The sequence below is a fragment of the Aquimarina sp. RZ0 genome (assembly GCF_008370685.1).
Lineage (GTDB): Bacteria > Bacteroidota > Bacteroidia > Flavobacteriales > Flavobacteriaceae > Aquimarina.
Genome location: NZ_VTZU01000006.1, coordinates 1 through 15,094, shown reverse-complemented (window position 1 = coordinate 15,094; position 15,094 = coordinate 1). Strand labels below are relative to the sequence as shown.

Genomic DNA, 15,094 nt, shown 5'->3' with positions numbered 1-15,094 from the left:
CCCTCAGACACATCAGTTTGAGTGAAATTCTGATAAGAATTTTGTATTACAAACAAGTTTTTTGGGTTTAAAAACTTATTCTCTGCACACTTTTCCTTCGTCAAAGCACTATCATCGATAGTTTGTTTTGATCTTCTACATTAATAATCCAATTCAGGTTAAAAGGAGCTGATATTTTCAATTTATCTCTTAGCAAAAATTACTTTGATCTCGTGGATGGCAGTTCTTTTTACATCTCTTTTACCAGAAATAGCACTGGAAACAGGTACTATTTGCCATTCAAGACCAGTTTTGGTCACAGTAACGATTACAAATTTTAGCTGCGCTTCTAATGCTACTGTTTCTAATGGGAAATCTTTATTATTCCTAGCTTTCTGAACTCCTCTGGCAGCACTTACTACCATATCCACAAGTCCCTCACTTAAGGAAGCTTTTCGGGAAACCTGACCTATTCCTGCCGGAGCTGGAGGTTTAAGTGTTAGTTTCAACTTCTGCGAAGTTTCTTTTTCCCAAAGTTTTCCGATAGAAAAAATCAATAATCTAATCTTTCCTCCTTTTGATTTCTTATGATATGTCTCAAGCGTAAGTTCTACAGAGTCTAACGGAGGTAGATTTTCGCTGGTCAATTGTGTTTGGATCTGAACTAATCCTAACTGTATCTCATCTAATATTTTTTCTACAGGAAATTCCTTGATATGTGATTGTCCAAAAGAAGAAACATAAAAAAAACTGATAACAACAAAAAGTAAATGGTTTTTCATTGGTTTTTGATTTTAGTGGTTACTATTGACAACCTTTTTTTTAATAAAATATTGTTATGAATCAGGCAATTACTGCTGTCATTTATGAAATTAAGATGCTCAAAAATTTTGAAAAATCTGTTTTCTGAAAAGAAGTAGATTTTTATTGAAGTTATTTATATTTGTTGGATATGCTTACAGTCCAGAATATTTCTTTTGCTTATAACACCACACCGGTATTAAAAAATATAAATTTCACTATAGAAAAAGGACAGCACATTGCCCTTATCGGAGCTAGTGGTTGTGGTAAGAGTACTTTGCTCAAAATTATCTATGGTCTTTTAGATGTAGATCAGGGAGAACTATTTTGGGATCATCAAAAAATCCTTGGTCCTGCCTATAATTTAGTTCCTGGAGAAGAAAATATGAAATATCTCTCTCAGGGTTTCGAATTGCAGCCTTATAGAACCGTTTCAGAAAATATAGGTCAATATTTATCTAATTTTGAACCAGTATTAAAATTAGGTAGGATTCGTGAATTATTAGAAATTGTAGAGATGACCCAGTTTGCTAATACCAAAGTAGAGTATCTTAGTGGAGGTCAGAAACAAAGAGTGGCACTTGCAAAAGTATTGGCAAAAAGACCAGAATTGCTACTATTGGATGAACCTTTTGGGAATATTGATAATTTCAGACGTAGTTCTTTACGCAGAAATTTGTTTAATTACCTTAAAAGAAATAAAATTACAAGTATTACTGCGACCCACGATAAAACAGATATCCTGTCTTTTGCGGATGAAACGATTGTTATCCATCAAGGTGAGATTTTGATCAAAGGAGATACGTATGAGATATATCAAAACCCAGCTAGTTACTATATAGCATCACTTTTTGGAGAGGTAAATGAAGTAAGAATAAAAGATTTTCTACCTAATAATGAGTCCGAAGATACTATTCTTGTATATCCACACGAGTTAAAAGTACATGCTAGTTCTCAGATAAAAGTAAAGGTTAAAAAGTCTTATTTTAAGGGAAACCATTATCTGATTGAAGCTGTTTTTAATAAAAAGATTGTCTTTTTAGAACATGATTCTTATCTGAGCGAGAATAAGGAAATAGGTATTCAAGTATCCGAAGAACTCATATTTTCCAGGAAAAAATAAATAATTTCACGGCAGATATGTATTGTATGCTGAATGAAATACGTCTATTTGTATAAAAGTAAACTACGGGGTAATCCCACGAGGTATTTATTGAAAAAAAACATTTTTGATTTCGAGGCAAGCCTCGGAGCATTTCAATCTCGATTATCGAGTAATTTTTTGCTTTCCTATATCATTTCTGATTTAAAATTATTCAAATAAAAATCAGGAGGTGACATTTTTTTATAAAAAATCGCAAGAGAAATCTATATACAATCCACTATAAATCAATAGTAGAATATTGTAATTATCTTTTTATCAAAATTTTACGATTTTTAAAACATAACATATTCCACTTCTTTGTCAATCAATATTTATTTAGCAGAATCTATTATTTACTTTTGCATTCTTATAAAGATTTGTTTCTTTGATTTAATACGTACTATAATATTAGAAAAGCGAATTTTTGAAAAAGAAAAATCTTTATCTCTTAACTAAAAAAACACATGTTATTTCCTAAGGTAAAATAACAAATACTCAAAACAATTATGAAAAACGTATTCTTAACAATGATGATAGTATTCGTTTATGGTACGAATCTATCTGCACAATGGAATCCCCAACATCCAAGCTGGACAGACAGTTATAAAGCAAATGGCTTTTGTTGGTGTGATACCACATTCGATCATAATCTTGATAGTAAAAAAGTAACCATTAATGGAACCGCCTATGGCGTAAGGGAAATATGTGATGAATTAAAAAAGCATCCTCAATATAGAAGGTATAGAAATGGTGATGCCCCATATAATGATATTCAATGTGGAAACGGGCCTGCAAATGATGCTCCTGATGAAGCGGGATGTCCGGGTCGTACTGATCTTGGTTCATCTGGGTGTCAGGAAAAAGGACCAGGATGGGATATGAACTGGTTAAAAAACAGAGCTCGGTTTGGAGCTAATAATGGAGGGAACAACACCGGAGGAGTTGTCACTTTTAAAGGGCAATCCATTAATAAATTTATCAGTTCAGAAAATGGAGGAAGATCCATGACAGCAACTAGAAATGGATCTGGAATCTGGGAAAAATTTACTGTTCAGAATGCTGGTAACGGAACGGTAAGTATAAAAGGAAGCCATGGTAAATATGTAAGCTCCGAAAATGGAAACAAAGCAATGAACTGCAATAGAAATGGAGTTGGTATATGGGAAAAATTCACTTTAGTATCACAAGGAGGTAATGTGTATGCTATTAGAGGTAGTAATGGTAAATATGTGAGCCACGAAAATGGAGGCGCTAATGGAATTACCTGCAATAGAAATGATATTGGTGTTTGGGAGAAATTTATTATTAATGGATTGTCAAATCAGACCAGACAGTATCAAGATCAAGAAGAATTGGTAGTTTTCTGCTGTTTTATATCCTAATCCAGTAACTACCCCTTCTGATGTGAATCTAACGATCCAATTAACAGAAAAAGTACAATCTTACCTGGAAATCATAGATATTTCCGGAAAAATTGTCGCAGCAGAAAATTTGGGAGTTTTAGATATTGGTGCTACCGATATATCTTTGGTAAAATATAGTAGTGCTTTAACAAATACCGGCTTGTATCTTATTAAAGTGAATCTTGGTAAGAGTTCAATAGTAAAACAATTATTGGTAATGTAGGTTAATTATTTGTATAGATAAAGCCATGTATTTCTCGATTTTGTGTAAATTGAGTTTTATATGGCTTTTCTTTTATTCTTTTTTTGTTGAAAACACTTACGATCTCAACAAATAAACTTTTTTGTTGAAAATTATTTTTATATATTTAAAAATCAGATTTTTATAGATGAATTATGTGAATGAATAGATACTTTTCGAGAATAGAATATTCCCTTAATTTTTTATCAATTTTCCCTATAAAAATGAGATTATTTACTTTTTTAAAATAGATGAAATACATTTTTTTTTGTAAAAGCATGCTTTCCTTTTTCTTTCTTTTTTCTTTCATGTCATGATAAAATAAAGACTCTTAATAATTTAATATATGTAATATAGTTTTTTTGGGAGTAATTACTGGAAAATGAATTCTCACAAAATAAAATAAATAGCTACGACAAAAAACAATTACTAATGAATAGTTTTGGGAAACTAACAAACACTCAAAACAATTATGAAAAATTTACTTTTAATGATTATGGTAGCACTTTTTTGTGGTACTAGCCTATCTGCACAATGGAACCCTAGACACCCAGGTTGGACTGACAGTTATAAAGCAAATGGCTTTTGTTGGTGTGATACCACATTTGATCACAATCTTGCTAGTAAAAAAGTGACTATTAATGGAACTGCCTATGGGGTAAGAGAAATATGTAATGAATTAAAAAAACATCCTCAATACAGGGCGTATAGAAATGGTGATGCTCCATATAATGATATTCAATGCGGAAATGGACCGGCAAATGACGCTCCTGATGAAGCAGGATGCCCGGGTCGTACAGATCTCGGCTCATCAGGATGTCAGCAAAAGGGACCTCGTTGGGATATGAATTGGTTAAAAACCAGAGTTCGATTTGGAGGTAACAATGGTGGTAATAATGGAGGGAACAACACCGGAGGAGTTGTCACTTTTAAAGGGCAATCCATTAATAAATTTATCAGTTCAGAAAATGGAGGAAGATCCATGACAGGAAATAGGAACAGTGCAGGAGCTATGGAAAAATTTACGGTTCAGAGTGCTGGTAATGGAATGGTAAGTATAAAAGGAAGCAATGGTAAATATGTAAGCCATGAAAATGGGACCAAAGCTATGAAATGTGATAGAAATGGAGCAGGTGCATGGGAAAAATTCACGTTGGTATCACAAGGAGGTAATGTATATGCTATTAAAGGTAGTAATGGTAAATATGTGAGTCATGAAAATGGAGGCGCTAATGGAATTACGTGCAAAAGAAATAGCATTGGAGTTTGGGAGAAATTTATTATTAATGGATTAAATACTAACAGATCTTCAGGAATAGAAGGTACTGCAAAAATTCAAGAAGGAATTAGCATTTATCCAAATCCTGCACCACAAGGTCAATTTAATATAACAATAAATAGTTCTAAAAAAGTTAATTCTGCAACTATACAAATTTTGGATATCTCTGGAAAAATAGTTTTAAGCAAAGATCTGGGATCCTTAGATAGTGGAGTCACTCCAGTTTCATTGGATCAGATAAAAAATTCTATAACCAGTGGGCTTTATTTAGTAAAAATCAATCTTGATAACAAGAGTAATGTGAAAAGAATATCGGTAAAATAATACCATTTTCGAATATTTTTTTAAATATTTATAGTATAAAAAGAGGGTGTCTGACTTTTCAGACACTTTCTTTTTTGTTTTTTATGGAGTGAAGTATCATTCATATTTCTGTAACATCATCTTGTTTCCATCAAAAACCCCATAGGTATAGTGTATGATCCAATCCCCCAGATTGGTATATCTCGCATTTTCTGACAAATCAATTTCCATAGGAAGATGTCTATGCCCAAAAATAAAATGATCTCTATGAGCAGTTTGTAGTTTTCGCTTACAATACTGAACAAGCCATTCATTTTCTTCACCAAGGAAAGTAACATCATCATCACCAGATATCAATTTATTCTTTACAGAGAGATATTGTGCTAGTTTTACACCTAAGTCCGGATGAAGCCATCTAAAAAACCATTTGGCAATAGGATTGGTAAAGACTTTTTTCATTCGTTTATATCCTTTATCTCCAGGACCTAATCCATCTCCATGACCTATAAAAAAAGAAGTATTATTAAATAAAAATTCTTGTGGTTTATGAAATACAGGGATATTTAATTCTTCTTCAAAATAACCATTCATCCATAGATCGTGATTACCAACAAAATAGTATACTGGTATTCCTGCATCAGTGATCTCTGCCAATTTACCCAGTGTTCTGGTAAACCCTCTGGGAACTACTGTTTTATATTCGAACCAGAAATCAAAAAGGTCTCCCAATAAAAAAATAGCTGCCGCATCTTTTTTAATCTCATCCAGCCATTGTACAAATTTTTGTTCTCTGGGAAAACTCTTTTCCTGAGTTGGCGCTCCGAGATGATTATCAGATGCAAAATATATCTTTTTACCTTCTGTAAATTCTATGTGGTGAGCTTTTATGTGTTCCATTTCTGGAACAAATATAGTAGTTTCTCTTAGGATACCTCAGAAATAAAATGGACGATTGCTATTTCTTTTTTAATAATTTTATTGCCTCTTCCTTATTTCTTACGTGCAGTTTTTCATAGATATTTCGCACGTGGTACTTTATGGTATTAAGACTTACATTAAGCACTTCTCCTATACCTGCATAACTTTTACCCTCTGATAATAAGGTTAAAACTCTATTCTCTCTATCAGTTAATTCGTCAAATTTTTTTTCCTGAAAAGATTCAACCACCATTCGCGCAATATTAATACTCATAGGAGCTCCACCATCTTTTGCTTGATATAATGCCTGGATTAATTTTTTATGTCCGCTACTTTTGGTCAGATAACCAACGGCTCCAGCACACAATGCATCAAATACATATTTAGAATTCTCGTGTACTGTGACTACAATAATTGTGATTTTAGGAAATATTGCTTTGATTCTTTTTATTCCTTCTATGCCATTAATTCCTGGAAGGGTAATATCTATAAGAACAAAATCAGGAGATAGATTCTCAATATTCTTAAGAGCATCTTCGCAATTAGTAAATGCGCCAATTACTATAAAATCCTCAGAATCATTTATGATTTGAGTATACGATTGTAATACAATCTCATAATCTTCTATAAGAACAACGCTCCTCAATTCTTTTGTGTTTTCTATAACGTAAAGATCTATAATTATTTTTAAATTTCTCTCACCCTAAAAGGGTAGTATTTTATCTAAACGTACCTGTAAACAATATAGTAGTCCCTTTTTTGGTATCTACTTTGAGCTTTCCTCCAATTTTTAAAGCTCTTTCCTTCATATTTGTCAGACCATTTTTTCGCTTTAGTTTCTTTATTTTAAAGCCTGTACCATTGTCGGAGAAGCTAATTTTCAATGTGTTTTTGTAAACACAAAATTCTAAAATTACTTCGGTAGCTTCGGCATGTTTTAAACTATTGGTCATGGCTTCCTTAAAGAGTAATAATAATTGTCTGCTCCAATAATACGGAAGATTTATATTTTCTTTATTTAGCTGCTTTTCGGCTTTGAAAATAATACCCTTATTCTGAAACAGTTCTTCTCCAAAATCTGTCAAATAGATCATTAATTCTTCCAGATCATCACTTTTGGCATCGATAGACCAGACAAAATCTTTGATCCCAAAATAAAGATCTTTAGCATCTTTTCTAACCTGAGATATCATAGCAATGGATTTAGAGTTTTTTAGCTCTTCATCTTTCATCATTAACTCAGACATCACAGTAATCCCCGCCAGTTTATTGCCTAATTCATCATGAAAATCTTGTGCGACATTTTCTCTAACTGTACTTAGTTCTTTCTCTAGTTTTATTGATTGTGCAATGGTATCCTGCAATAGTTTATTTCGTTCCTTAACCAATCGAAGCTGAAAAAAGACTAACGAAGAAATAATTATTGTAGATAAGATCGATATAGAGATAATAAACCATAATTTCTTATACCAAAGCTGTTCTATAGAAAACGGGAATTCTTTAGAATATACCCAATTGCTATTGGGATTTCTGGACCTAAACTGAACAGTGTAATCACCTAAAGCGTAGTTTTTTATATCCAGCACTTTGTTTTCATAAGATTTCCAGGGTTCTGTTTTATTTGTTCTATAGTGTACAGTAACTCTTTTGCCAGAGTAATCAATTATATCTTTAATTATAAATTTATCTTTTGTTTTAAGAATAAACATCTTTGGCGGTATAAAAGGTTTAAAGGATTTTGTATTATCGATTCTTTCTACCCCTACATTACCAGCAATCCAAATCTGTTTATCATCATCTTCTACAATTTTAGAAATATAAGAGGATTGTAACCCTTCTTTTTTTCCAAAATTGTAAAACATGGTATCTTTATAGATAGAGAAACCTTTTTGAGTAGCTATCCATAAAATTCCCTTGTGGTCTACTGTAATATCGTTTATTTTACCGTTCTCTGATCCATAGGTTTCATCAAAGGAGATAATTTCTCCTCCTTCTTTTATCAGCAGTAATTCATCTCTGGTAAAAGCCCAAACCCCATTTTTTTTGCAATAATTAATTTCCTGAACATCTAGTAAAGTTTGTTCAGAATTATTTTCTGACCCTGATAACGTTTTTATATATTCTCCGGTATTAAAATCATATGTCATAATACCTATGCTGGTGGCTAACCATATTTCATCATTGACTAGTTCTAAGTTATTAAGCCTTGCATTTTTGTTCTCCTTTGTTATATCAATTTTTATCGTAAGATCGTCAGCTTTAGAGAAACTAATATTTCTTCCATCAAATTCAAATAACGTTTTGTTTTTTTCTTTTATAGTTGTGTGTTTATTTATGATTTTATTTCCTAAAAGATTATTTTCTAAAAGTTCATCCGTACTTATATGAATCAGGATTTCTTTTTTTTTAAGTTTTTCTTTTGCAAAACCGAATGTCATAGTACCTAATCTTTCAGAAGCTAGTATTTGATTGTTTTTATCATATCCATAGATACTTCTAAGCCCTAAAAAGAAAATTTCTTTTTCCTTATTATTCAAAGCAATATCTACGATATCATTGTCATCTATCAAAACTTCTGATATGATACTACTTTCTCTGGATATCTTATACAAGCCATCAGACTTAGAAGTAATCCATATATTTTCATCTTTATCCACAAAAACATCACTAATATTTACCTCGTATTTGTGCCTTCCCTCAATATTTTGCCAGGTATCGGTATGCTTGTCATATATATGAATACGATCTTTTCCTGTCTTATTATCATTAACTACAAAAACATCACAATACGAGGTTCTTGTATACCGTTGAATTATGTTTTCTTTAAAATGATACTTTCTTTTTTCAATAATACTGTCTTTATTGAATATGTATAACTGATCTTTTACAGTAGCATAATAATTTATAGCATCATATTTCCCAAAATCATTAATATAGAGATTCTTCAGAAATGGGAAAACCAATGTTATTTTATGCTTTGATATATACTTATATATTCCTTTTAGTAATTTTTCACTTTTTTTAAAATATATTCCTCTGTAAAAGTATAATTGATCATCTACTGTAGTGCTCACATTATAGGTTGATTTTTTGTCCCTGCGATGTTTTTCTAATTGTGCCAAACCATTTTGATCAATATGGACACCTAGTTCAATTTTTTTGAATTCAAAACCGTTTTTTTGTCGTTCATATAGGATATGACGATTAAAACTAGATGCATATATATCTTTATCTAAAACGTAAAGTGTATTTATAGTCTCTTTAATTTCAGTACTTTCCGATTCAATACTATCCTTAGTTATTTTGGGAGTAAAGACAGTTTCGTCTTTCATAAAGTGAAGTCCACCTTTCCATACAGCGAGAGCGGTAGTATCTTTATTATATTTTTTTAAATCAATAATAAAATTAGACCTGAAACCATTAGAACGGTTAAATACTTTAAAATTAGTGCCATTAAACTTGGCTAAACCATCATCTGTTCCAATCCATAAATAACCATCATCATCCTGAAATAGCTGAAATGTAAAATCATGGGGCAACCCATTGTCAGTCGTATAATGCGTGAATTTTACCTGCGCGCGTACTAAAAATGAAGTACAAAAAAATATGATTAGACAATATCGAATCATTACAATATATTAAATAGGAGCAACCAATATTGATTAGATTAATACTACTACTATTTATTGTTTGAATTTATTTTTACAGTAAGGTTCAAACAATAAATGGTATAAGAGATAGTGTATTTACAAAAATAAACATTAATATCTATAAAAAACTACCCGTTTCGGGTGGGAAGACGGTAAGATAAATAAAGTATATTTGATTGTTTAAAATTAGTTACAAAAGATATCAATCGAAAACAAATGGTTATACTTGATCGGTAAAACTACTAGTTATTATTATTGTTAGGAAAAGGCTATTTTTTTTAAGATAGCCTTTTTTGTTATGTATTATCACTGGCATACCACTCTGCAAAAGAAGTTTCTGTTTCCTGAAGTTTTAAAGAATGTAATGCAATATTTTCTGGAAGTCTTGCTTTTATTTTATTAGAAAAATCGATTACCATGTTTTCACTGGTAGGTTGATAATCTACTAAAATGATGTTGTGACCTCTTTGCTCGAGTTCTTTGGCTAACTCTAAATGTGGTGTATTTTTATTAAAAACGGTGGCGTGGTCAAAAATATCTTCAATATCTTCTTTGACAATCTTTTTTAGATCACCAAAATCAATGACCATACCCAACTTGACATGAGAAGTATCTGTAATTGGCGTACCAATAACTGTTACACTCAATTTATAGCTATGTCCATGAACATTTTTACACTTTCCATCATACCCATATAATGCATGACCTGTCTCAAAAGAAAATTGTTTGGTGATTCTGATTTTACTCATTACGTGCTCGTAAATTTTCTGCAAAGTTAGCAAACATTATCTTCTCTTTCGTTTATTATAAAAGTAAACGATAACTAACACGATTCCTAAAATCAGAAATAGCCCATTACCTCCCAAAAAGTTAAGTATATCCATCGATCAATTATTTTTCAAATTTTGTTAATGCCTCTTTTGTAAATTCTGAGAGTACTAATTCTCCGGAGATAGTAGCTCTTTCTACTAAAAGTTCTTCCCAGTGCTCTGTATTTCTCCAGGTTGTTACTTTCATTTTTCTTATTGCTTGAGGGTTGTATTTAGCAATTTTTTCTGCAAGTAACTGAACTTCTTTATCCAATTCAGTAATAGTATCAAAAACTCTGGAATACAAGCCTTTTTCTTTTGCCCAATATGCATTTTTCCATTGTGATGCTTCCCAGGCTAGAGACTCAAAAGCGGCTAGCCCGATTTTTCTAGATACAGCAGGTTCAATAACAAAAGGACCTATACCGATAGTAAGTTCACTTAATTTGATAGCGGCAGTTTCTGTGGCCATACAATAATCACAGGCAGCAGCTAATCCTACACCACCTCCTACTGCTTTGCCTTGTATTCTTCCGATAATTGGTTGCTTGCAGCTTCGCATAGCGTTGATAACATTGGCAAATCCCGAAAAGAATTTCTTGCCTTCTTCAAGATTTGTAATGGCTTTTAATTCATCAAAAGAAGCTCCGGCACAAAATGCTTTTTCTCCTTCCGATTTTAAAATAACGATGTGTACAGATTCATCATTAGATACTTTATCAATGGTTTTGGCTAATCGATCTAACAATGCCAAAGGGAATGAATTACTGGCTGGATGTCCAAATTCTATTGTGGCAATATTATTCTCGATATTGCTATATAAACTTCCGTTTGGTCGCGTGGTGATCATTATAATATTTTGTACAAAAATAGGTAATATTAATTCGTATTTTTAATACGTATATTTATTTATTGTCGTTTGATACTAAACTAACCAAACTCACTTATTATTATAAAATATATGTACAAAAAATATGTCGAAAAATTCAGACTTACCTTTTTATTAATTTGTTTATACTTTTTTATCGGACTCATATTCCTTAAACTTATATTTTAGGTCTTTGCTAATCTAAAATACTTATTCCTGAACTTAGCGACCAAAGCTAATCCTCTTATGAGCATCCATACCGTGATAGCGATCCAAATGCCATGAATTTTCAAATCATATTCTACAGAAAGAAATAATGCAGGAATAAAACCAAAAAGTGTAGATCCAACGAGTACATTTCTTAAGAATCCAGTTTCTCCAAGTCCTTTGAAAATCCCGTCTCCTACAAATGCTAATGCGTTTATGGGTAAAACAATAACTACCAGAAAAAAGAAGCTTTTAAAAATTAATAACACATCCGGGTCTTTGGTAAAAATAAGACCTAGTTGTTCAGGAAACATTAAAGAGAATCCTCCCAGGATACAAGCAACAATGATTCCATAGAGATTGACTTTTTTTGCCATTACTACCAGATTTTTGTAGTCTTTTGCTCCCAACAATTTTCCACCCAAAATATTACCTGCACTACCATAACCATCGATAAAAAATGCAAAAAATAACCATAACTGCATAGCAATTGTATGGGCAGCTACATAATTAGTACCTAGAGAAGTGGCTTCTCTGACAGCTAGGATTAGTGTGGCATTCAAGGCTAATGATCTAATAAAGAGATTTCCACTCATGATCAAAAAGCGATTCATCTCTGGATGCCAGGGTCTTTTCAGGCGTAGTGATACCGTTGTTTTTTTCAGTAGTAAAATAAAAGAAATAACAGCCATGAATGCTTGCGAAATAAGACTTGCCCAAGCAGCTCCCTCCAAGTTCATTGGATGTATGAGCCCCTCGATACCATATACCAATAGGATATCCAGTATAATATTAGAAGCCACACCAATCAAGGCAACTACCATCGGCCAAAATGTATTCTGCAATCCTCTGAAAATTCCGAAAATAGCAAATGTAAAAAGTGTTAACGGAAACCCCCAAACACGGATGCTATAATAGGATATACAATAGTCTAATACGACTCCTTTTGCCTTTAATACTATAAAAATTTCCCGAATAAAAGGAACTGTAGTAAGAAGAATAACGATGCTTAGTCCTACATTAAAAACGATTGCCTGAGCAGGGAGTGTTTTTACTTCTTCTAACTTTCCTGCTCCGAGATATTGAGATATAATTGCAGAAATTGCACTTCTTGTTTGTGCTAATATCCAGATTAACATAGATAAAAATGTTCCTACGATACCAACGGCAGCAAGAGATTCTGTGCCATGTATAGAAATATTACCTACAATCGCTGTATCTGTAGCAGATAGAATTGGTTCTGCAATACCTGATATAATTGCAGGAACTGCGAGCTTATTTATATTTCTAAAACTTATAATACTCACAATACTAGTTCATAACAATGAAAAGGATGTTCACTTTGTTTCGGAAAAAAAATATCCCCTAGTCTTTTATATCCTCGAGTCTCATAAAAAGTATGATTTCTCTTGTTTTGGCTAAAGGTATCCAATCGTATGGATATATATTGTTGTTCTCTGGCATAGGATTCTGCCCAATTCATTAGTTGTTGCGCATAACCTTGACCCCAATAATCCGGATGAATAGCCAGTCGATGGACATATATATTGTGCTTATTTTCTGTGAACCAATGGATAGGGATATACTCATCATCCATAATTTCAGTAAGGACTACAATCCCTTTGATCTGTTGTCCTTCATCCAACACATATAACTCTTGTAATTTTATGTCTTTCTCAAAACGTGCTCTAGTAGGATAGTGCTCGTTCCATTGATAAATCCCCTTTGCAATCATAGCCTTGGCGCAAGATTGTGTTATTTGATAAATAGCATCTAAGTCTGTAGGTATTGCTTTGCGAATCATATTCTTTTTACAAAAACCAAAAATACTAACTTTCTTCAGTAGATCTTATTGTAAAATATATTCTGTTACTTTTTTATAGAAACTTTAAGAAAAGAAAATTAATATTTGGTAGTAGTTCAATGGCATAAAAAGTATTTTTGTACATCTAAAAATTGTAATTTTGCGACCTGAATTACAAATCATATGTATAGATGAAGAATATATTGGTTCCGTTGGAGTTATCTAAAAATTCGATTAGTACCCAGTTACAATATGCCATAGACTTTGCAAAAGAACTGGGAGGAACCGTTTATGTTGTTCAGGTTTTTAAGGAGCTTCCCAGATCAGGAAGCCTTCCTTTTGTAAATAAAACTCTTAAAGAAATTACTGTATCTTCTATCGAAGAAGTGTTTGCTACAGTAGATAAAAAGGGAGTTGATCTGATAGCACTTCCTCTAGAAGGAGACTTGTTAGAAGCAATTCCTGATTTTAATCTAAAACATTCGATTGATTTAATCATTTTGAGACCAGAAGATGAAGATATTAAGAATCCTTATTTTCTTGGAGAGACCTCTGGAAGTTTGGTGAAAAAAACTGAAATACCAATATTAATTGTTCCTGAAAATTATACCTTTAAATCAATAAAAAAGGTATTAATGGCTATTAAATCAGGAATTATTAAAAAGAAAAATGCACTAAATCCTATCAAAGAAATTGTAAATACTTTTGATTCTGAAATAAAATTACTTCAGGTAAAGACAAAAGAATTTTTACCCGAAGATGCAGAGTTTCAAAAAGAGTTGGCTGAGGTTATTACATCCTATAAATCCTCAGAAAATGGTACCTTGTTCCAGGGAGTATTAGAGCACCTGAATGAGAATAAACCGGATTTATTATGTGTTTTTAGACGAAGGAGAGGTTTTTTTGCTAAATTATGGGAGCAAAATACGGTCTTAAAAAAAGATTTTGAAAGTAGAATACCTTTATTGATCCTCAAAGGATCTATTAAATAACATTAGTATGGGGATGTAGCTCAGTTGGCTAGAGCGCTTGACTGGCAGTCAAGAGGTCGTGGGTTCGAGTCCCATCTTCTCCACTATTAATAATAGGGCTTTGAAGGGTTTTATCTTTTAGAGCCCTTTCTATTTGCATACAATTTGCATATGGAAAACTTTATTTTCACATAGTATTTCAAGGATTATTATTTATTTCCTGAATCCCTATCAATAAAAGAATTTGGTTTGAAAGTATGTTTGGGAACGTACGTTTCTATAATATATGGTGTAATCTTCTTTAAGGTTTCTCCGTTTACCGGATGTATTCCAGACGAAGTAAAATATTCAATTTCATCTTTTTTGTTCTTGTAATACCAAACTCTAGGTTTCTTCATGTTGTTATTTATAAAAAAGTCATAACTCTGCGTGACCTCAACTTTTTTAAAACTCTTGAAACGTTTTGGATCATAAGGCTCTGTTTTTGTACCTGAATCTGGATGAAATTCTAAATCGCACGAAATCTCTTTATAACTAGTGTCAAGTCAATTATTAATTGACGGATAAAGTTTTTTGAGTTTGATTCTGCAATTTTCCGTTGTGAATTGCCAATTTATTTTGGCATTAAGATTATTTCTATATTCTTGCCAAGCTTCAACTTCTTGTTTTACTGTCTGGATCTTATCAATTCTTCTGTTTAAACATTGTCCATTTAAC

14 protein-coding genes, 1 tRNA gene and 1 pseudogene are annotated in these 15,094 nt (G+C 32.1%); 6 read left to right on the top strand and 10 right to left on the bottom strand.

Translation table 11 applies throughout. The features are described from left to right. Positions 1–182: 182 nt before the first annotated feature. Positions 183–761, bottom strand: a complete 579-nt coding sequence (locus F0000_RS03710) for a hypothetical protein (RefSeq protein WP_149623358.1) — start codon at positions 759–761, stop codon at positions 183–185. A 170-nt stretch (positions 762–931) separates the two neighbouring features. On the opposite strand from F0000_RS03710, the gene F0000_RS03705 reads away from it, so the two are divergent. The 4 genes from F0000_RS03705 to F0000_RS03690 all read left to right on the top strand — a co-directional run bounded on the left by F0000_RS03705 (position 932) and on the right by F0000_RS03690 (position 5,171). After that, positions 932–1,903 (top strand): ABC transporter ATP-binding protein, encoded by a 972-nt coding sequence (locus F0000_RS03705; RefSeq protein WP_149623357.1) that lies wholly within the window; start codon positions 932–934, stop codon positions 1,901–1,903. A gap of 527 nt (positions 1,904–2,430) precedes the next feature. Continuing rightward, a complete protein-coding gene (locus F0000_RS03700) occupies positions 2,431–3,306 on the top strand; it encodes a hypothetical protein (RefSeq protein ID WP_149623356.1) in 876 nt (291 codons plus the stop codon). A gap of 22 nt (positions 3,307–3,328) precedes the next feature. Beyond that, on the top strand, positions 3,329–3,550 hold the full coding sequence (locus F0000_RS03695) for a T9SS type A sorting domain-containing protein (RefSeq protein ID WP_149623355.1): 222 nt from the start codon (positions 3,329–3,331) through the stop codon (positions 3,548–3,550). Between the two features lie 490 nt (positions 3,551–4,040). After that, positions 4,041–5,171 carry a T9SS type A sorting domain-containing protein gene (locus tag F0000_RS03690; protein ID WP_149623354.1) on the top strand — a complete coding sequence of 377 codons (1,131 nt, stop codon included), beginning with the start codon at positions 4,041–4,043 and terminating at the stop codon, positions 5,169–5,171. Positions 5,172–5,267: 96 nt separating this feature from the next. On the opposite strand, the gene F0000_RS03685 is transcribed toward F0000_RS03690, so the two are convergent. The 7 genes from F0000_RS03685 to F0000_RS03655 form a co-directional block, all read right to left on the bottom strand. After that, the gene (locus F0000_RS03685; protein ID WP_149623462.1) at positions 5,268–6,023 is read right to left on the bottom strand and encodes a UDP-2,3-diacylglucosamine diphosphatase; all 756 of its coding nucleotides are present in this window, start codon (positions 6,021–6,023) and stop codon (positions 5,268–5,270) included. Between the two features lie 82 nt (positions 6,024–6,105). After that, a complete protein-coding gene (locus F0000_RS03680; protein ID WP_223148867.1) occupies positions 6,106–6,714 on the bottom strand; it encodes a response regulator transcription factor in 609 nt (202 codons plus the stop codon). Positions 6,715–6,787: 73 nt separating this feature from the next. Next, the gene (locus F0000_RS03675; protein ID WP_149623352.1) at positions 6,788–9,697 is read right to left on the bottom strand and encodes a two-component regulator propeller domain-containing protein; all 2,910 of its coding nucleotides are present in this window, start codon (positions 9,695–9,697) and stop codon (positions 6,788–6,790) included. 317 nt (positions 9,698–10,014) lie between these two features. Next, positions 10,015–10,467, bottom strand: a complete 453-nt coding sequence (locus tag F0000_RS03670) for a 6-carboxytetrahydropterin synthase (RefSeq protein WP_149623351.1) — start codon at positions 10,465–10,467, stop codon at positions 10,015–10,017. A 142-nt stretch (positions 10,468–10,609) separates the two neighbouring features. Next, complete coding sequence (locus F0000_RS03665; protein WP_149623350.1) at positions 10,610–11,377, bottom strand: enoyl-CoA hydratase/isomerase family protein; 768 nt, start codon at positions 11,375–11,377, stop codon at positions 10,610–10,612. A gap of 203 nt (positions 11,378–11,580) precedes the next feature. Beyond that, complete coding sequence (locus F0000_RS03660; protein WP_149623349.1) at positions 11,581–12,912, bottom strand: MATE family efflux transporter; 1,332 nt, start codon at positions 12,910–12,912, stop codon at positions 11,581–11,583. Then, positions 12,906–13,406: a GNAT family N-acetyltransferase gene (locus F0000_RS03655; RefSeq protein WP_149623348.1), complete on the bottom strand. Its 501-nt coding sequence runs from the start codon at positions 13,404–13,406 to the stop codon at positions 12,906–12,908. The genes F0000_RS03660 and F0000_RS03655 overlap by 7 nt, the downstream gene beginning before the upstream one ends. Before the next feature lie 191 nt (positions 13,407–13,597). Here F0000_RS03655 and F0000_RS03650 point away from each other — a divergent pair, with 191 nt between their 5' ends. Continuing rightward, positions 13,598–14,398 (top strand): universal stress protein, encoded by an 801-nt coding sequence (locus F0000_RS03650; protein ID WP_149623347.1) that lies wholly within the window; start codon positions 13,598–13,600, stop codon positions 14,396–14,398. A 9-nt stretch (positions 14,399–14,407) separates the two neighbouring features. Further along, positions 14,408–14,481: transfer RNA gene (locus F0000_RS03645), tRNA-Ala, on the top strand. A gap of 105 nt (positions 14,482–14,586) precedes the next feature. Here F0000_RS03645 and F0000_RS03640 read toward each other — a convergent pair. Both F0000_RS03640 and F0000_RS28195 read right to left on the bottom strand, forming a co-directional pair. Next, positions 14,587–14,775 (bottom strand): hypothetical protein, encoded by a 189-nt coding sequence (locus tag F0000_RS03640; protein ID WP_149623346.1) that lies wholly within the window; start codon positions 14,773–14,775, stop codon positions 14,587–14,589. Between the two features lie 147 nt (positions 14,776–14,922). After that, positions 14,923–15,094: pseudogene (locus tag F0000_RS28195) on the bottom strand (IS630 family transposase); the annotation flags it as partial.